Genomic DNA, 16,140 nt, shown 5'->3' on the forward strand with positions numbered 1-16,140 from the left:
CGTGAATTTGCCCGCGCTTTTAGCAGCCAATCCGCCCCTGTCACCCTCTGCCCTTGCTTTTGCGCCCTCCCCGCCTAAACCGCCTGCATGGCCGACGATCTGACCCCTGATGACGATCTGCTGATCGCCGATAGCGGTGAGGTTGAAGTGCGCCCGGACGACCGGGTGGACGATGAACGCCATGACGAGGAAAACCGCCTCAAGCCCAGCTTCGTCAGCGCCGTGCACGATGCGCTTGAAGCAGGCGACAAGGGCGCGGTCTATGATCTGGTCGAGCCGCTCCACGCGGCCGACATCGCCGACCTGATCGAACTGCTCGAACGTTCCGAGCGCGCAGTGCTTGCCCGCACGATCACCGATCTGATGACCAGCGACGTGATCGCGGAACTCAACGATTACGTGCGCGAAGACCTGATGGAAGCCCTGCCCGCGCAGGCGGTCGCCACCATCGCCGAACAGCTCGACACCGACGATGCGGTGCAGTTGATCGAGGATCTGGACGAGGCCGATCAGCGCGCGGTCATCGCCGAGCTCGAGCCGGAAACGCGCGAGGCGGTCTCCTCCGCGCTCGCCTACCCCGAGGAGACCGCCGGACGACTGATGAGCCGGCACTTCGTGGCGGTGCCCGAACATCTCACCGTCGGCGACCTCATCGATTACCTGCGCGAAGACGGCGATCTCGAGCATGACTTCTTCGAAGTCTTCGTGATCGACGAGCGGCACCATCCGGTCGGCACCTGCGCGCTTTCGTGGATTCTCACCACGCCGCGCAGCGTCAAGCTGACCGACGTGATGAAGCGCGACCAGACCCTGATTCCCGTCACGATGGATCAGGAAGAAGCCGCACTGATGTTCCAGAAATACGCGCTGATCTCGGCCGCGGTGGTGGATGAAAGCGGGCGGCTGGTCGGGCAGATGACGGTCGACGACATCGTCCACATCATCTCCGAAGAGGCGGGCGAAGACGCGCTGCTGCTGTCAGGGGCAGGCGATGGCGACATTAACGAGCCGATCCGCGAGGCCTATACCGCGCGCGTGCGCTGGCTGATCGCCAATCTCGGGACGGCGGTGGTCGCCTCCTCGATCATCGCCTTCTTCGGCGCGGCGATCGAGCAGCTGGTGGCGCTCGCGGTGCTCATGCCGATTGTTGCAAGCATCGGCGGCAATGCGGGGACGCAGACCATGGCCGTGGCGGTGCGCGCGATCGCGACCAACCAGCTGACCCGTTCCAACACGCGGCGCATCCTGTGGCGCGAGTTTCGGGTGGCGCTGCTCAACGGCGGCACCATTGCAGCGCTGATCGGGCTGGCGGCGGGCCTGCTGTTCACCCCGATGATGGGCGTGGTGATCGCGCTCGCCATGATCATCAACATCGCGATTGCAGGCCTCGCCGGCGTGCTGGTGCCAGTGATCTTCGAGCGGCTCGATCAGGACCCGGCGGTCGCCTCCTCGGTGTTCGTCACGATGATTACCGATTCGATGGGCTTCTTTGCCTTCTTAGGTTTGGCAGTGGCGCTGGGTCTGGCCACCTTCTAGCCTCCTCCCAAACACAAGGGAGAGAGTGATGGCAGGACGGGTGAGCGGCAAGGTGGTGCTGCTGACGGGCGGCGCGATGGGTCTGGGCAAGGCGGCGGCGAAGGCGCTGCTGGCCGAAGGAGCCACCGTCATCATCACCGATATCGACGAGGCCGCAGGCCGCGCCACGGCAGCCGAACTGGGCTGCGGCTACATCCATCAGGACGTGACCGACTGGGCGCGCTGGCAGGCGGTGATCGCCGAGGTCGAGGCCAGTCACGGGCGGCTCGATGTGCTGGTGAACAACGCCGCGATCACCGTCTTCGGCTCCATCGCCGACATCAGCCCGGAGGACTTCCGCCGCTGCTACACCGTCGATGTCGATTCGATCTTCATGGGCTGCAAGGCGGCGATCCCCTTGATGGCGAAAGGCGGCGGGGGTTCGATCGTCAACTTCTCGTCTGCGGCGGGCAACAAGCCTTCGCCCGACCTTGCCGCCTACAACTCGGCCAAGGCCGCGGTGGTGACGCTGACCAAGTCCATCGCGCTCTATTGTGCGCGCGAGAAGAACGGCGTGCGGGTCAATTCCGTGCAGCCGGGCACGATCCTCACGCCCAATGTCGAAAGCGTCATCGCGGGCACCCCCGATCCCGACGCCACCCGCGCGGCCTTCAGCATCGCCCAGCCCATCGGGCGCATGGGCGAGGTCGAGGATATTGCGCATCTGGTGGTCTATCTCGCCAGCGACGAGAGCAAGTTTGCCACCGGCGCGCCCTTCATTGTGGACGGCGGCCTCTCCATCGCTTGATCGCGGGGCGCATTGCCCCACATTGGTGCCATGCCTCTCCACCTCACCAAGATCGCCTTCGGGGCGAAGTCCTATGCGCATCTCGAAAGCTGGTATCGGGGGCGCGGGGCGATTGCGCTGACCACCCGCAACCGCCCGACCCGGCACGAGGAATGCGTCGGCGGATCGCTCTACTGGATCATCAACCACGCGATTGTGGCGCGCTCGCCCATTCTCGGCTTCGAGAAGACCGAGGACGGGCGCTGGGACATTGTGCTGGAGCCCAAGTTGATCCGCGTCCACACCCAGCCCAAGCGCGCGCATCAGGGCTGGCGTTATCTCACCGAGGACAAAGCCCCACGCGATGTGGCCGAGGGCGAGGATATCGGCGACGCGCTGCCGGGCAAGCTTGCCATGAAGCTTGAGCGGCTGGGCCTGGTCTGACGCGCCCATCCCCTGTTCCGGGGGGCGCGCGCCGCGCTGCGGGATGCTAATTCCGGTTGCCATGGGGCACCATCGCGCAACACATAGGCCATGATCGAAAATGGCCGCCTGACCACGCCTGCCGCGCGCCTTGTGGTGCTGGTGCTGGCGGGCGTCGTGCTGGCAGGCGGACTGCTGGCGGCGATGCTGCAACCGGCACAGCCGCCCTATTGGACGCTCGCCAATCTGCGCCCGCTGGCTGATCTGCCTGCGGGCTTCTGGGTATCGTGGGCAGTGGGGCTTGGGGCGTGGCTGGTCTCAGCCTGGGTCTTCGCGCTGCGCCCGCAAGACTGCGCGATCCGGCTGTTCGCGCTGTCGGGCGCGATGACGCTGGCCTTCACCTTCGCTGGCAGTTTCTCCGCGCTTGCCCTGCCCTTGGGCGAGGCTGCGCTTGTCGCGGCTGCCCGGATCAACGCCGCGGGCGCATCGGGCTTCGGCATCGCGATCATCGCGCTGTTTGCGACCTACCCTGCGCCGCTTCCCGGTGCCCGGCTCCTTCAGGCAGCCGCGCTGCTCGGGTTCGGCGGCTGGACGCTCGCGATCCTCGTCGGCCCGCCCGAAGGGCTGGGCGCGGTGCAGGCGATCACCTTCTTCGAAATGGTCGCGATCCTCGCGCTGGCCCTCGCCCAGGCGGTGCGCCCGTGGCGCGATCCGGGCAAGCGGGCCATCGCCGTGTGGCTGGGGCTGTCGGTGCTGATCGGTGCGGGGCCGTTCATCGGGCTGGTCGCAACCCCGCTGACCTTCGGCTTCGACGCGCTGATGGACGAGAACCTCGCCTTTGCCTCGTTCCTGCTGTTCTACATCGGCATCGCCATCGGGCTGATGCGCTATCGCCTGTTCGACCTTGGCACCTGGGCTTACGGCCTGCTGTTCTATGCGCTGGCGGGCGCGGGGCTGATGCTGTTCGACCTCGCGCTGATCAGCGTGCTCGCCGTCTCGCCCGCGACCGCCTTTGCCGCGACATTGGGGCTGGTGGCGGTCAGCTGGCTGCCCTTGCGCGACTGGGTGTGGAGCCGGGTCATGCGCCGCCGTCAGGTCGACGAGGCCGCGATCTTTGCCGGCGTGGCGCAGGCGGTGTTGATGCCCACGCCCGAAGCCCGCGCCGCCGCATGGCGCGCGCTGGTGGCGGACATCTTCTCCCCGCTCGACTTGGCCGAGGGCGAGGCACAGCTTGCCGCCGTGCGGCTGGGAGAGGATGGCAAGCAGCTCGACCTGCCCCCCGCGCTCGGCGCGCCCGCGCTGGCGCTGCGCTTCAAGCAGAAGGGCCAGGCGCTGTTCACCCGCCGCGACGAGGCGCTTGCGCAGCAGCTCGTCAGCCTTGCCGAACTGGTCGAGAGCAGCCGCTCGGCCTATGATCAGGGGGTCAATCAGGAACGCCTCAGGATCGCGCGCGACATCCACGACAATATCGGCGCGCAGCTGATGCAGGCGCTCCATTCGGACGAGGCGGGCCGCAAGGACGCGATGATCCGCAACACGCTCGCTGACCTGCGCGAGATCATCAACAATTCGCAAGGGGCCGAATTGCCGCTCGAAGCGCTGCTCGCAGACCTGCGTGCCGAAGCGGGCGAGCGGCTGGAGGCGCACGGGATTGTGCTTGATTGGGAAGGCGAGGTTCCCGAAGGTCTCAGCCTCTCCAAGCCCGAGGTGCATTCGCTGCGCTCGGCGATCCGTGAGGCGACCAGCAATGTGATCAAGCATTCGGGCGCGGGGTGGATGCGGATAGCGGTCAGCGTCGATGGCGCCGCCATCGCGCTCGCGATCAGCGACGATGGCTGCGGCTTTGCCGACACGGCCTGTGCCAGCGGCGGCGGCAGCGGGCATGGCATCGCCAATATGCGCACGCGGTTTGTCAGCATGGGCGGGGAATTCGCCATTGCCTCGCACGGGGCCGGCACCGCGATCACCGCGCGCCTGCCGCTCGGCCGCGCCAGCGCCGCACCCGTGCGCGGGCGGCCGCGGATGGTGGGCACATGAGCATCGGGCGCGTCCTCATCCTCGAAGACCTTGCCGAGACGCGGCGCTGGCTCGCCGGGATCGTGCGCGAGGCCTTTCCGGGCTGCACCATCACCGAGGCGAGCGCGGTGCGCGAGGGGCTGGCAGCCGCGCGCGGCGGGGGGCATGATCTGGCGCTGATCGATCTTGCCCTGCCCGACGGATCGGGCCTCGAGGTGGTGCGGATGCTGCGGCGGCACGACCCGGAAGCGCTGGTGGTGGTCGCAACCGTGATGGGCGACGATGCCTCGATCATCGCCGCGATTTCCGCCGGCGCGCATGGCTATCTGCTGAAGGACAGCCCCGCCGATCTGTTCGTCACTCAACTGACCCAGCTGCGCAGCGGTTACCCTGCGCTCTCGCCGTCAGTGGCGCGGCTGATGATGCAGCATTTCGCCACCACCGCCTTTGTGCCGGATGAAGACGCAGGCCTGCTGACCCCGCGCGAGGCCGAGGTGCTGTCGCTGGTGGCGCGCGGATTGCGCAATTCGGAGGTCGCCGACAAGCTGGGGCTGACCCAGCACACGGTCGCAGGCTATATCAAGGCGATCTACGCCAAGCTCGGCATCTCCAACCGCGCCGAGGCAGCACGGCGCGCGGCGCGGCTGGGGCTGACCGAGATCTAGCCAGCCGCCGCGGTCTTCTCGGCCACCCGGCGCAGCACGTTGACGTAGGTTTCCGGCCCTTGCGCGCCGGGGATCAGGAACTTGCCGTTCACCACCATCGCCGGCACGCCCGAGATGTTCATGTCCCACGCCTGAGCCTCTTCGGCGATCACGCGGGCTTCAAGCGCGGGATCGTCCAGCGCGGCCTTGGCGGCTTCGCGGTGCAGGCCGACGGCGGCAGCGATGTCGAGCAGAACCGTCCTGTCGCCGAGATTGCGGCGCTCGTTGAAATGGGCGCGGAACAGCGCCAGCTTCAGCGCGGTCTGCACGTGCGGCCCGGCCTCTTCCAAGGCCAGTGCCAGCAGCTTGTGGCAATCGCGGGTGTTCCACATCATCGCGGGCGGAGCCTCACCCTCGCCCTCCCACGAGAGCGAAACGCCTGCCCCTTCGGCGATTGTCTTCATCTGCCCCCGGATACGCGCGCCCTCTTCGGCGGGGCGGCGATACTTGCGTTGCAGATGGGCTTCCTGCTCCTCGCCCCCGGCCGGCATATCGGGGTTGAGTTCGAACGGCCGCCAGCGGATCTCCGCCGCGATCTCGCCATCCAGCTCGCGCAGCGCCTTGGTCAGCTGGCCATAGCCGATCAGGCACCAGGGGCACATGACGTCCGACCAGATGTCGATGGTGAGGTGCCGGGTCATCGATCGAGCCACCAGCACACCAGATGATGCGCAATCGCGAAGGGACGCGGGAAATAGAGCAGGTCGGTTCCCGCCTCCCCTGCCGCGCGCGCCGCCTCCAGTTCGGCGCGGGTGAACCAGCGCGCGTCTTCGAGTTCGGTGGTGTCGATGTTGAGCGTCGGGTCGTCGGCTACGGATGTGCAGCCGATCATCAACTGGCTCGGGAAGGGCCAGGGCTGGCTGGCGATATAGCGCACATCGCGCACGCGCACGCCCGCTTCCTCGTGGATCTCGCGCGCGACCGCCTCTTCGATGGTCTCGCCCGGTTCGACGAAGCCGGCGAGCGCGGAATACATCCTGGGCGGAAAGCGCGGCTGGCGGCCAAGCAGAAGGCGGTCTTCATGCTCAACCAGCATGATCGTGACGGGATCGGTGCGCGGGAAATGATCCGCGCCGCAATTGTCGCAGTGCCGCTGCCAGCCGCCCTTCACCAGCTTAGTGGCCGAACCGCAGCGCGCGCAGAAGCGGTGGCGCGCGTGCCAATCGGCAAGGCTCCTCGCCCCGCCATAGATCGCGAGATCGGGCGGGGAGAGCTGCGTCATCAGCTGCCACGCGCGCGGCATGGCATAGGCAGGCCCTTCCGCCCCCTCGCCCGGCACCGGAGCGAAATGCGCCTTGCCGTCCAGCATCCCGAGGAACACCAGTTCCGCATCCTCGGGCACATCGGCGAGGCTGCCCCAGACAAGCCCGCCCATCTCGTCCACGCCGGGCAGAAGGCCATCCATCAGCAGCACTCTGGCGCGCCAGTTCATCAGACCCGCGAGGGCATCATCATCCACCCGGATATGATCCGCCCGGTCGAGCGGAGAGCCTGCGAAGGCCATCCCTGCTTGCGGCACCCTTTCGTGCATCACGCCGCCCGCTTCTTGGTGCGCATCGCGCCGAGGTCCGCCTCCATTGCCGCCATGAATTCATCGCGGATCGGATAGGCTTCGGACGGCATATACTGCGTCCACAGGCATGATCTGAGGCCGAGGCTGAAATCGACCGCCGCCAGCGTGCCCGCCGCCCCGCCCCAGCCGAAGCTGCTACCCTTGGACCGCCCGCCTGCCCCATGGCCTTCGCCCTCCAGCCAGCTGCCCTTGAGGTCAACCGTCGGCGGGATCAGGTCGGAGGTGCCGACCCGCACGGCCTCCTCGGCCATCACGAACTTGCCGTCGATCCGGCCATAGCCCAGCAGCATCCGCAGGAAGCGGTCGTAATCCTTGGGGCTCGACACCAACCCGCCGCCGCCCGCAGGCACTTCGGGCGGGTCGAGGAACACCGAATTGACGCCCGGATCGATCGGGAACGGGGTGCCGCCGACGATGCCGTAATTGTCGGTCAGACGGTAGGCCTCGCTCTGGGGCACCTGCATCCAGGTGCTGGTCATGCCGCAGGGATCGAAGATGCGCTGCTTGAGGAACGCCTCGAACGGCATTCCGCTGGCCACTTCGATCACCCGGCCGAGCAGGTCGATCGAGCAGGAATAGCTCCACTTGGTCGCGGGCTGATACATCAGCGGCAGGGTGGCGAGCCGGTCGGCCCATTCGGCAAGTCCGGGCGCGGGCGTGACCGGCTCGATCCCCGGAATCGGCATCCGGCTGACCCGGCCACCCACAAGGCCAAGCTCGTTATAGGCCTTCTGGAGCGGCCCCTTGCTAATGATCTGATAGCCGAGCCCCGATGTGTGGGTCAGCAGCTGGCGGATCGTGATCGGCTGGTTGGCCGGCACGACATTGTCGAGCGGGCCTTCAGGATCAACCAGCACCTGCATATCGCGGAAGGCCGGCAGAATGTCGGCGACCGGTTGATCAAGGCCCAGCTTGCCTTCCGAAATCAGGATCATCGTCGCCATGCCGGTGATCGGCTTGGACATCGAATAGATGCGGTAGAGCGAGTTTTCGTCCACCGGCGTCGGCTTGGCGAGCGAGAGCGTGCCGCCGCCGACGGTATGGGCATGATCCTCCTGCCGCCAGCCGAAGGTGAGGAACAGGTTGGCAAGCTTGCGCGTGCTGACATAGCGGTCCGCAAGCGCTGCGACCGCAGGCCAGTCCTCGGCGACATCATGGGCGAAGGCCATCCGCCCGAACGGCAGGCCGGACAGCGCCGCGCCCCCCGCAAGCAGCGCGCTGGAGCGCAGCAGCGAACGGCGAGAGACGGCAGGGATGTTGAGGGGCTGTACGGACATGAGCGCAGAATCTCCGTTGCTGCGGGGTCTGCGCGCCTGTCTGCGTCACGGCTGCGCAGGGGTCAATCGCCGAGACTTGCATTTGCAGGGTGTCTTGCACATATAAGACACATGCTCAACGCGCTCGCCTATATCGTCGGCCTCATCAGCCTCGTCATTGTCATCCCGGCGCAAATTCCGCTGCTGGGCTGGGCCAACTGGTTTGCCCTGCCGCTGATCGTGACCGGCATCATTCTGGGCGCGCTGTCCTCGAAGGATGGCGGGCGCAATTTCTGCCTCGTGGTGCTGCTGATTGCGGGCGTGCGGCTGACGCTGGGCGGCGGCCTGTTCTAATCCACAGCCGCCTGCGCGAGCGCGGCGGCTTTGGCGAACAGCGTCGCCAGCCCTGCCTCGCCCAGCCTTGCGGTCGGCCACCACTGCCCCTCTCCGGGCGGATCGCCTGCGGCATCCAGCGCCACCACCTCAAGCGTCAGGCTGGCATGGGTAAAGCCATGCCGCACCGCACCCAGTGACCGCCCCTCGCCCGCGACCGGCGGCGGGCCCGCACCATCCTGGCGCGCGGTCCAGCCATCATCCGGCAGCGCGCGCATCCCGCCGAGCATCCCGTCGGCCGGGCGGGTGACGAGCCACACCTCCGCCCCGCCGCCCCGCGTGATCCAGAAGGCCGTGCCGCGCCGTTCGGGCACCTGTTTCTTGGGCGGCTTGACCGGCAGGCGCTCGGGCTCGCCCTGCTTGCGGCCCGCGCACACCTCGGCCAGCGGGCACAGCAGGCAGCGCGGTGCCTTGCTGGTGCAGACATGGCTGCCCAGATCCATCATCGCTTGGGCAAAATCGCCCCCGCGCGCGGCAGGCGTGATCGTGTCCGCTGCCGCGCGGATCGCCTTCCTCGCCTTGGGGAGCGGTTCTTCGATGGCAAACAGCCGCGCCACCACCCGCTCGACATTGGCATCGACCACCACTGCGCGCTCGCCAAAGGCAATCGCGGCAATCGCCGCCGCGGTGTAATCGCCAAGTCCGGGGAGCGCGCGCAGTTCGGCCTCGGTGGAAGGAAACCCGCCGCGCGCCGCGACCACGCGCGCGCATTTCACGAGATTGCGGGCACGCGAATAGTAGCCCAGCCCCGCCCAAGCCGCCATGACATCATCATCGGATGCGGCAGCGAGCGCCTCGACCGTCGGCCATATGGACAGGAACTTCGCAAAATAGGGCTTCACCGCCGCCACGGTGGTCTGCTGGAGCATGACCTCGGATAGCCACACCCGGTAGGGCCAGGCCGGATCATCCGGCACCGCGCTGCCCGGAGGCGCACGCCACGGCAGATCGCGGGCGTTGCGGTCATACCAGCTGAGCAATTGTTCCGGGATACTGGCAGTCACGCGCCGCCTATGGCATGGGGCAGGCGATCATGGGAAGCGACAAGAAACCTCCGGCCCCCAAGCCCGCGACGAAACCCTATGCCCGTCCGCGTGGGCAGGGTGCCAGGGCGATCGGCGATCTCATGCCCGAAATCGGCCGCACCGCCTTTCGCCGCTTCGGTTTCGTGCAAAGCTCGGTCGTCACCCGCTGGCCCGAGATCGTCGGCCCCAGCCATGCCCGCGTGTGCAGCCCCGAAGCGATCCGCTTTCCCCCCGGCGAGAAGGCCGAGGGCATCCTCGATCTGGTGGTGGTGCCGGCCCATGCGCCGCTGATCACCCAGGTGATCCCCGAAATCATCGAGCGGGTGAACCGCTTCTTCGGCTACCGCGCCGTCGCGCGGGTCAAGCTGCGGCAAGGCGTCGTTCAGCCGCCGGCGGATAATCGTCCGGCCAAGCCGCCGCCCTCGCTGAAACCGATCCCGCTGGAATTGGGCGACAGCTTGCGCGATATCGGCGACCCGGAGCTTCGCACCGTGCTCGAATCGCTCGCGCGCAGCCTTTCCAACAGCGAACCTGTCACCCCACCGGACCAAGACCAGCCATGATCAAGCCGCTTCTCCTCTCTGCCGCCGCTGCCGCTCTGGCACTTGCGACCGGGCCCGTGCTGGCCGAACAGCAACCGGGCGCGCAGGACTTGTCGCGCCCCAAGAGCGCATTCGGCGCGCAGGACAATCCCGGCAACTGGCCCGCCACCATCGTCCGCACGCCGCGCGGCCATCTGATCGGCAATCCCGAAGCCGAAACGCAGCTGATCGAGTTCATCAGCTACACCTGCCCGCACTGCTCCGATTTTGCCGCGCGCGGCGAGCCGGCGCTCGAGATCGTGCTGCTGAAGCCGGGCAAGATGAATGTCGAAGTGCGTCCCGTGATCCGCAACGAGATCGACACGATGGTCTCGCTGCTTGCCCAATGCGGTGATCCGGCCGGGTTCAAGGGGCGGCATCAGGCGCTGATGCTGTCGCAGGCGGACTGGCTCGGCAAGGCCCGCGCCGCGCCCGAAAGCCAGAAGGCGATCTGGTTGCGCGGTGACAAGGCCGGGCGCACCAATGCGGCCAACGCGCTGGGCCTCATCGCCATGCTCGCGCAGCGCGGGCAGGCCGTGGCCGAGCTCGACGCCTGCGTCGCCGACGATGCCGCCGCCGCCGCACTGCGGGACAACAGCAAGGCCGACTACGACGATTTCGGCGTCCCGGGCACGCCCAGCTTCGCCCTCGACGGCAAGCTGGTGCCTGAGGTGTTCACCTGGGAGGGGCTCTATCCGGTGCTTTCGGCCCACTTCAGCGCCGCATCCGCCCCTTCGGGCTGACCTGGCCGATTGTTCACAGTCCCTTTGCCCGCACGCTTGCTGCACGGGTGCGTCAGGGGCTATTCCTTGTCCCTTCACTCCCTGAGGATCCATCGACAATGACTGTCTCGCGCCTGTTCTCGCTTCCCCTGCTGGCTCTTGCTCCGCTGCTGCTGGCCGCGTGCGGGGATGAAGCCGTCACCGGCGATGTCGCCAATGGCGAGCCGCTGCCGGTGGTCGCTGCGCCTGCGGGATCAAGCTGGGCGCAGAAGGTGACCGTCACCGATGAGGGCGGCTATCTGATCGGCAACCCCGATGCCCCGCTCAAGCTGGTCGAATATGGCTCGCTCACCTGTCCGGGTTGCGCCGCCTTTGCGGGCGAGGCAATGGAGCCGCTGATGGCGAACTACGTCAACTCGGGCCGCGTCAGCTTCGAATTCCGCAGCTTCCTCATTCACGGCCCGATCGACCTTGCGCTGACCCGCCTGATCGGCTGCTCCACCCCCGAAGCCGCGCTGCCGCTGGCCGATCAGGTGTGGGCGAACCTTGCCGACATCCAGATGCGCCAGCAGGCCGCCCAGCCCGCGCTCGCCAGCATCAACAGCCTGCCGGAAAACCAGCGCTTCGTGAAGTTTGCCGAAGTGCTCGGCTTCTACGAATTCTTCGCCGCGCGCGGGATCAGCGAAGATCAGGCGCGCACCTGCATGGCTGACTTTGCCGCGCTCGAAAAGCTCGACAAGCATTCCACCGGCTATGCCAATGACGGGATCAGCGGCACGCCGACCTTCGTGCTCAACGGCAACAAGCTGAACGCGGGCAGCTGGGCACAGCTCGAACCCCTGCTCAAGCGCGCCGGCGCGCGCTGACCGCGCAACGATGCAGATCCACCGGCTCAAGCTCAGCGGTTTCAAGAGCTTCGTCGAGCCGGCGGAACTGCGCATCGAGCCGGGGCTGACCGGCGTCGTCGGCCCCAACGGCTGCGGCAAATCCAACCTGCTCGAAGCGATCCGCTGGGTCATGGGGGAAACCTCGGCCAAGTCGATGCGATCGGGCGGGATGGAGGACGTGATCTTCGCGGGCACCTCCACGCGGCCCCCGCGCGATTTCGCCGAAGTGGTGCTGCACGCGAGCGATGATGCCGGGGACGAGCTGGTCGTCACCCGCCGGATCGAACGCGGCGCGGGCAGCGCCTACCGCGTCAATGGCCGCGATGTGCGCGCCAAGGACGTCGCCCTCACCTTCGCCGATGCCGCCACCGGCGCCCATTCGCCCGCGCTGGTCAGTCAGGGCAAGATCGCGCAGGTGATCGCCGCCAAGCCCGCCGAACGCCGCGCGATGCTGGAAGAAGCCGCCGGGATAGCGGGGCTGCACGTGCGCCGCCGCGATGCCGAAAGCAAGCTGCGGGGGGCCGAGGCGAACCTCGCGCGGCTCGAAGACCTGATGGCCGGGCTTGACGCGCAGATCGCCTCGCTCAAGCGGCAGGCTAAGCAGGCCGAGCGCTATACCGAACTCACGAACCGCATCCAGGCCGCCGAAGCGCGCCTGCTGTTCGCCCGCTGGCGCGAAGCCGCCGCCGCCGCCAAGGCCGCGCGCGCGGCGGCAGAGGATGCAGAAACCAAGGTTGGACAGGCGCAAAAGCTGGTAGAAATCGCGCAAAAGCAGCAAGCCGAGGCCGCACAGGCCCTCGCCGATGCGCGCGACGAACTCGCCGATCGCCGCGATGATGCCAGCGCCCACGGGCACCGCATGGCAGCCCTTGCGGAAAAGCTCGATGCCGCCGAAACCCGGCTGCGCGATCTGGAGCGCCAGCGCAAAAGGCTCGAAGAAGACCGCTCCGATGCCGACCGCCTCACCAATGCCGCGGTCGAAGCTTTGGCGCGGCTCACGACAGAGCTTGCCGCCAGCCGCGAAGCCGCCGCCGCTGCCGAAGCCGCGCGTCCGCTGCTCGCCGAAAAGGCCGAGGACAAGGAACGCGCCAGCCGCGCCGCCGAACTCGCGCTTGCCAAGGCCACCGCCGATCAAGCCGGGGTCGAGGCGGAGTGGCGGGTGGCCGAAGCCGCTCTCGATCAGGCCAAGGCCCGCCTCGCCCGGATCGAAAGCGAGGCTGCACGCATCGCCCGCACCCGCGCCGAGCTTGAAGCCGCAGGCGATCCCGAGGCCGATGTCATCGCCGCCCGCGAGGCTGCCGATGGGGCGGCGGATGATCTGGCCCGCCTGCGCACAAAGCTGGCTCAAGATCAGGCGCGCAAGGCCGACCTGCAATCCCGCCGCGACGACGTGGCAAGCCAGCTCGCCGCCGCCCGCGCCGAACTCGCCGGGGTCGAGCGCGAGCATACCGCGCTCGCCCGTGACCGCGAGGCGCGTGCCAAGCGTGAAGCCGGACGGCTAGGCATGGCAACCCCGCTCGACCGCGTGACCGTTGCCCCAGGCTATGAACGCGCGCTCGCCGCAGTGCTGGGGCGCGACGGGAAATCGCCGCTCGGCGCACCTGCAGGAACGCCCGACGGGCGCTTCTGGACGGGAGCAGCGGCACCCGCACCAGTGGCGGACAGCCTTGCCAAGCGCCTCTCGCAATGCCCCGATGAACTCGCGGCACGCCTCGCGCTGGTGCATTGCGTGGACGCGGATGATGGCCGCGCGCTCGCTCCCGGCGAATGGCTCGTCACCCGCGCCGGGCACTTGCGCCGCTGGGACGGCTTTGTCGCGCGCGGCGAAGGCGCGGCGGAAGCCGCGCAGCTTGAAGCCGCCAACCGCTTTGCCGAACTGGACGCCGCCCTCCCCCCCCTGCGCGCCGCCGCCGCCGCCGCCGAGGCCGAGGACAAGGCGGTGCGCGACGAACTCGCCAGCCTCCAGACCGCCCTCATCGCGCAGGAGCGCGCCATCGCCGGCGCGATCGAGGCCGAGCGACAGGCGCTGCGCAAGCTCGATCAGGCCGAAGCCGCCAAGGAACGCCTCGCCGCGCGCCTCGCCGAACTCGCCGCCAGCGCCAGCGACATCGACGCCCAGATCGCCGCCGCCCGCGCCGAGGTCGAAACCGCCCGCGAAGCCTGCGCTCGCCTGCCCGCCAAGGACGCCGGACGCGCCGCTCTGGAAGCCGCGCAGGCGAAGAACACCGCCGCCCGCGCCGCCGTGCAGGCCGCACTGGCTGATCTTGCCGCGCAGGATCAGGCGCTCGCCGTCGCGCGCGAGCGGCTGGCGGCGCAGCAGGCCGACCATGCCGGATGGCAGGCGCGCTCCTCCGATGCCGAGCGGCGCATGGCCGAGACCACCCGGCGCCTCGCCGAAATCGCCGAGGAACACGCGGTTCACGCCGCCAAGCCTGCCGCGCTCACCGCCGAGATCGAAGCGGGCGAGGCGACCCGCACCCGCCTCGCCGCCGAGCTCGCCGAAGCCGATGCGGCAATGCGCGAGGCCGAGGCGCGCAGCCGCTCCGCCGACACCGCGCTCTCGCAGGCAACCGAGGTGCTGGCCCAGGCCCGCGAAGCCCGCGCCAGCCTCACCGCGCGCGCCGAGAACGAGGAACTGCGCCGCGCCGAAATGGCCCGCATCTCGGGCGAACGCTTCCAGTGCCCCCCGCCCCTGCTCGGCTCCCGCTTCGGGTTCGACGAGAACGACCTTGCGCCCGCCGCCGAGGAATCCGCCGAGCTGGAAAAACTCACCGCCGCGCGCGAACGGATTGGCCCGGTCAACCTTGTGGCCGCTGACGAACTCGCCCGGATCGAGACCGAACATGGCACCAGCGCCGAGGAACAGGCCGAGCTGGTCGAAGCCATCGCGCGGCTGCGCGGCTCGATCGGCAGCCTCAACCGCGAGGGCCGCGAGCGGCTGCGCGCGGCGTTCGAGGCAGTCGACGGCCATTTCCGGGTGCTGTTCACCCGGTTGTTCGAGGGCGGGCAGGCGCACCTTGCGCTGGTCGATTCGGACGATCCGCTGGAGGCAGGACTGGAGATTTACGCCCAGCCGCCCGGCAAGCGGCTGCAATCGCTCTCGCTGCTGTCAGGCGGCGAACAGGCGCTCACGGCAACCGCGCTGATCTTCGCGCTGTTCCTCACCAACCCCGCCCCGATCTGCGTCCTCGACGAAGTCGACGCGCCGCTCGACGATGCCAACGTCGAACGCTTCTGCGACCTGCTCGAATCGATGGTCGCCACCACCACCACCCGCTACCTCATCGTCACCCACAACGCGGTGACAATGAGCCGGATGCACCGCTTGTTCGGGGTGACAATGGCGGAAAAGGGCGTCTCGCGCCTGGTCAGCGTCGATCTGGGAGAAGCCGCGCTGCTGGCGGCGGAATAAGGCCTCAGGCCTCCAGCGCCGCCGCGAGCCTTGCGCGCACCGCCTTCAGCCCGGCGATGATTTCGGGCAGATCCGGCCCCTCGCTCACCACCAGCCGCACGCCCGGGCCTTCGGCGTCGCCCGCATCGGCGCGGCGGTCGCCCGAGCGGCGTTCGTCCTTGCGGCGGTCGAGATCGGACTTGCCCGAGGAGCGCAGCACCGCTTCGGCTCCCTTGAGGGTATAGCCTTCGCGGTTGATCAGGCGGTCGATGGTCTTGACCAGTGCGACATCGGCAGGGCGGTAATAGCGCCGCCCGCCGCTGCGCTTGAGTGGCTTCAAGAGCGGGAATTGCGCTTCCCAATAGCGCAACACGTGCGGTTTGATGCCCAGCGCTTCGCTGACTTCGCCGATGGTGCGCAGTGCGCCCTCGTCCTTGCCGTCATCGAAACCGGTCATCAAACCTCACCTGTGTCAGATCAACCCTTGGCGATCCGTTCCTTGAGCAGCTGGCTTGCGCGGAAGGTCATCACCCGGCGCGGCGTGATCGGCACTTCGATCCCGGTCTTGGGATTGCGGCCGATCCGTTCATTCTTGTCGCGCAGCACGAAGCTGCCGAAGCCCGAAATCTTGACGTTCTCACCCTTGGCGAGCGCATCGCTCATCTTGGCGAGGATCGCCTCGACCAGATCGAGCGACTCGGCGCGGCTGAAACCCATCTTGCGGTTGATGGTTTCCGCCAGATCGGCGCGAGTTAGAGTGCCAACCGAACGCATCATGCGAGTTCCCCTTCACGGCGCGACCCGAAAGAAGGCCTGCACATTACGATTTTCCGGCGCTTTTGCAATGCGATGCTGCACGCTTTTAGA

The 16,140-nt window shown here is 68.0% G+C and carries 16 protein-coding genes; 10 read left to right on the forward strand and 6 right to left on the reverse strand.

The window, feature by feature from the left end:
• Positions 1 to 87: 87 nt before the first annotated feature.
• From mgtE to PS060_RS16405, 5 genes are all read left to right on the forward strand, one after another.
• On the forward strand, positions 88 to 1,536 hold the full coding sequence (gene mgtE / locus PS060_RS16385) for a magnesium transporter (RefSeq protein WP_273984574.1): 1,449 nt from the start codon (positions 88 to 90) through the stop codon (positions 1,534 to 1,536).
• 28 nt (positions 1,537 to 1,564) lie between these two features.
• A complete protein-coding gene (locus PS060_RS16390) occupies positions 1,565 to 2,323 on the forward strand; it encodes a glucose 1-dehydrogenase (protein ID WP_273984575.1) in 759 nt (252 codons plus the stop codon).
• A gap of 30 nt (positions 2,324 to 2,353) precedes the next feature.
• The gene (locus PS060_RS16395; protein WP_273984576.1) at positions 2,354 to 2,746 is read left to right on the forward strand and encodes a DUF1489 family protein; all 393 of its coding nucleotides are present in this window, start codon (positions 2,354 to 2,356) and stop codon (positions 2,744 to 2,746) included.
• 90 nt (positions 2,747 to 2,836) lie between these two features.
• Positions 2,837 to 4,762 carry a sensor histidine kinase gene (locus tag PS060_RS16400; protein ID WP_273984577.1) on the forward strand — a complete coding sequence of 642 codons (1,926 nt, stop codon included), beginning with the start codon at positions 2,837 to 2,839 and terminating at the stop codon, positions 4,760 to 4,762.
• Positions 4,759 to 5,406 carry a response regulator gene (locus tag PS060_RS16405; RefSeq protein WP_273984578.1) on the forward strand — a complete coding sequence of 216 codons (648 nt, stop codon included), beginning with the start codon at positions 4,759 to 4,761 and terminating at the stop codon, positions 5,404 to 5,406. Before PS060_RS16400 ends, PS060_RS16405 begins: the two co-directional genes overlap by 4 nt.
• Here the strand turns inward: PS060_RS16405 and PS060_RS16410 are convergent.
• Genes PS060_RS16410 through PS060_RS16420 form a run of 3 tightly spaced genes read right to left on the reverse strand, consistent with a single transcriptional unit; the run spans position 5,403 to position 8,295 of the window.
• Positions 5,403 to 6,086 (reverse strand): DsbA family oxidoreductase, encoded by a 684-nt coding sequence (locus PS060_RS16410; protein WP_273984579.1) that lies wholly within the window; start codon positions 6,084 to 6,086, stop codon positions 5,403 to 5,405. The genes PS060_RS16405 and PS060_RS16410 overlap by 4 nt on opposite strands.
• A complete protein-coding gene (gene nudC, locus PS060_RS16415) occupies positions 6,083 to 6,976 on the reverse strand; it encodes an NAD(+) diphosphatase (protein ID WP_273986962.1) in 894 nt (297 codons plus the stop codon). The genes PS060_RS16410 and nudC overlap by 4 nt, the downstream gene beginning before the upstream one ends.
• The gene (locus tag PS060_RS16420) at positions 6,976 to 8,295 is read right to left on the reverse strand and encodes a serine hydrolase domain-containing protein (RefSeq protein WP_273984580.1); all 1,320 of its coding nucleotides are present in this window, start codon (positions 8,293 to 8,295) and stop codon (positions 6,976 to 6,978) included. Before PS060_RS16420 ends, nudC begins: the two co-directional genes overlap by 1 nt.
• Positions 8,296 to 8,406: 111 nt before the next feature.
• On the opposite strand from PS060_RS16420, the gene PS060_RS16425 reads away from it, so the two are divergent.
• Positions 8,407 to 8,628, forward strand: coding sequence for a hypothetical protein (locus PS060_RS16425; RefSeq protein WP_273984581.1), 222 nt, complete (start codon positions 8,407 to 8,409; stop codon positions 8,626 to 8,628).
• On the opposite strand, the gene PS060_RS16430 is transcribed toward PS060_RS16425, so the two are convergent.
• Positions 8,625 to 9,671 (reverse strand): A/G-specific adenine glycosylase, encoded by a 1,047-nt coding sequence (locus PS060_RS16430; RefSeq protein WP_273984582.1) that lies wholly within the window; start codon positions 9,669 to 9,671, stop codon positions 8,625 to 8,627. The genes PS060_RS16425 and PS060_RS16430 overlap by 4 nt on opposite strands.
• Before the next feature lie 14 nt (positions 9,672 to 9,685).
• On the opposite strand from PS060_RS16430, the gene PS060_RS16435 reads away from it, so the two are divergent.
• The 4 genes from PS060_RS16435 (at position 9,686) to PS060_RS16450 (ending at position 15,294) form a co-directional block, all read left to right on the forward strand.
• Positions 9,686 to 10,255 (forward strand): DUF721 domain-containing protein, encoded by a 570-nt coding sequence (locus PS060_RS16435; protein ID WP_443112391.1) that lies wholly within the window; start codon positions 9,686 to 9,688, stop codon positions 10,253 to 10,255.
• The gene (locus PS060_RS16440; RefSeq protein ID WP_273984584.1) at positions 10,252 to 11,016 is read left to right on the forward strand and encodes a DsbA family protein; all 765 of its coding nucleotides are present in this window, start codon (positions 10,252 to 10,254) and stop codon (positions 11,014 to 11,016) included. Before PS060_RS16435 ends, PS060_RS16440 begins: the two co-directional genes overlap by 4 nt.
• Before the next feature lie 98 nt (positions 11,017 to 11,114).
• A complete protein-coding gene (locus PS060_RS16445) occupies positions 11,115 to 11,861 on the forward strand; it encodes a DsbA family protein (RefSeq protein ID WP_273984585.1) in 747 nt (248 codons plus the stop codon).
• Between the two features lie 10 nt (positions 11,862 to 11,871).
• On the forward strand, positions 11,872 to 15,294 hold the full coding sequence (locus PS060_RS16450) for a chromosome segregation SMC family protein (protein ID WP_273984586.1): 3,423 nt from the start codon (positions 11,872 to 11,874) through the stop codon (positions 15,292 to 15,294).
• Between the two features lie 4 nt (positions 15,295 to 15,298).
• Here PS060_RS16450 and PS060_RS16455 read toward each other — a convergent pair whose 3' ends face one another.
• Positions 15,299 to 15,730 carry a MerR family transcriptional regulator gene (locus PS060_RS16455; RefSeq protein WP_273984587.1) on the reverse strand — a complete coding sequence of 144 codons (432 nt, stop codon included), beginning with the start codon at positions 15,728 to 15,730 and terminating at the stop codon, positions 15,299 to 15,301.
• Between the two features lie 20 nt (positions 15,731 to 15,750).
• On the reverse strand, positions 15,751 to 16,050 hold the full coding sequence (locus PS060_RS16460) for an integration host factor subunit alpha (protein WP_017665718.1): 300 nt from the start codon (positions 16,048 to 16,050) through the stop codon (positions 15,751 to 15,753).
• Between the last annotated feature and the right edge of the window lie 90 nt (positions 16,051 to 16,140).

It is taken from the genome of Erythrobacter sp. BLCC-B19 (assembly GCF_028621955.1).
Taxonomy (GTDB): Bacteria; Pseudomonadota; Alphaproteobacteria; order Sphingomonadales; family Sphingomonadaceae; genus Erythrobacter.

Excerpts from the sequence above, each read along its gene's own strand:
- mgtE (WP_273984574.1), top strand. The coding sequence starts at position 88 with ATGGCCGACGATCTGACCCCTGATGACGATCTGCTGATCGCCGATAGC.
- PS060_RS16390 (WP_273984575.1), top strand. The coding sequence starts at position 1,565 with ATGGCAGGACGGGTGAGCGGCAAGGTGGTGCTGCTGACGGGCGGCGCG.
- PS060_RS16395 (WP_273984576.1), top strand. The coding sequence starts at position 2,354 with ATGCCTCTCCACCTCACCAAGATCGCCTTCGGGGCGAAGTCCTATGCG.
- PS060_RS16400 (WP_273984577.1), top strand. The coding sequence starts at position 2,837 with ATGATCGAAAATGGCCGCCTGACCACGCCTGCCGCGCGCCTTGTGGTG.
- PS060_RS16405 (WP_273984578.1), top strand. The coding sequence starts at position 4,759 with ATGAGCATCGGGCGCGTCCTCATCCTCGAAGACCTTGCCGAGACGCGG.
- PS060_RS16410 (WP_273984579.1), bottom strand. The coding sequence starts at position 6,086 with ATGACCCGGCACCTCACCATCGACATCTGGTCGGACGTCATGTGCCCC.
- nudC (WP_273986962.1), bottom strand. The coding sequence starts at position 6,976 with ATGCACGAAAGGGTGCCGCAAGCAGGGATGGCCTTCGCAGGCTCTCCG.
- PS060_RS16420 (WP_273984580.1), bottom strand. The coding sequence starts at position 8,295 with ATGTCCGTACAGCCCCTCAACATCCCTGCCGTCTCTCGCCGTTCGCTG.
- PS060_RS16425 (WP_273984581.1), top strand. The coding sequence starts at position 8,407 with ATGCTCAACGCGCTCGCCTATATCGTCGGCCTCATCAGCCTCGTCATT.
- PS060_RS16435 (WP_443112391.1), top strand. The coding sequence starts at position 9,686 with ATGGGGCAGGCGATCATGGGAAGCGACAAGAAACCTCCGGCCCCCAAG.
- PS060_RS16440 (WP_273984584.1), top strand. The coding sequence starts at position 10,252 with ATGATCAAGCCGCTTCTCCTCTCTGCCGCCGCTGCCGCTCTGGCACTT.
- PS060_RS16445 (WP_273984585.1), top strand. The coding sequence starts at position 11,115 with ATGACTGTCTCGCGCCTGTTCTCGCTTCCCCTGCTGGCTCTTGCTCCG.
- PS060_RS16450 (WP_273984586.1), top strand. The coding sequence starts at position 11,872 with ATGCAGATCCACCGGCTCAAGCTCAGCGGTTTCAAGAGCTTCGTCGAG.
- PS060_RS16455 (WP_273984587.1), bottom strand. The coding sequence starts at position 15,730 with ATGACCGGTTTCGATGACGGCAAGGACGAGGGCGCACTGCGCACCATC.
- PS060_RS16460 (WP_017665718.1), bottom strand. The coding sequence starts at position 16,050 with ATGATGCGTTCGGTTGGCACTCTAACTCGCGCCGATCTGGCGGAAACC.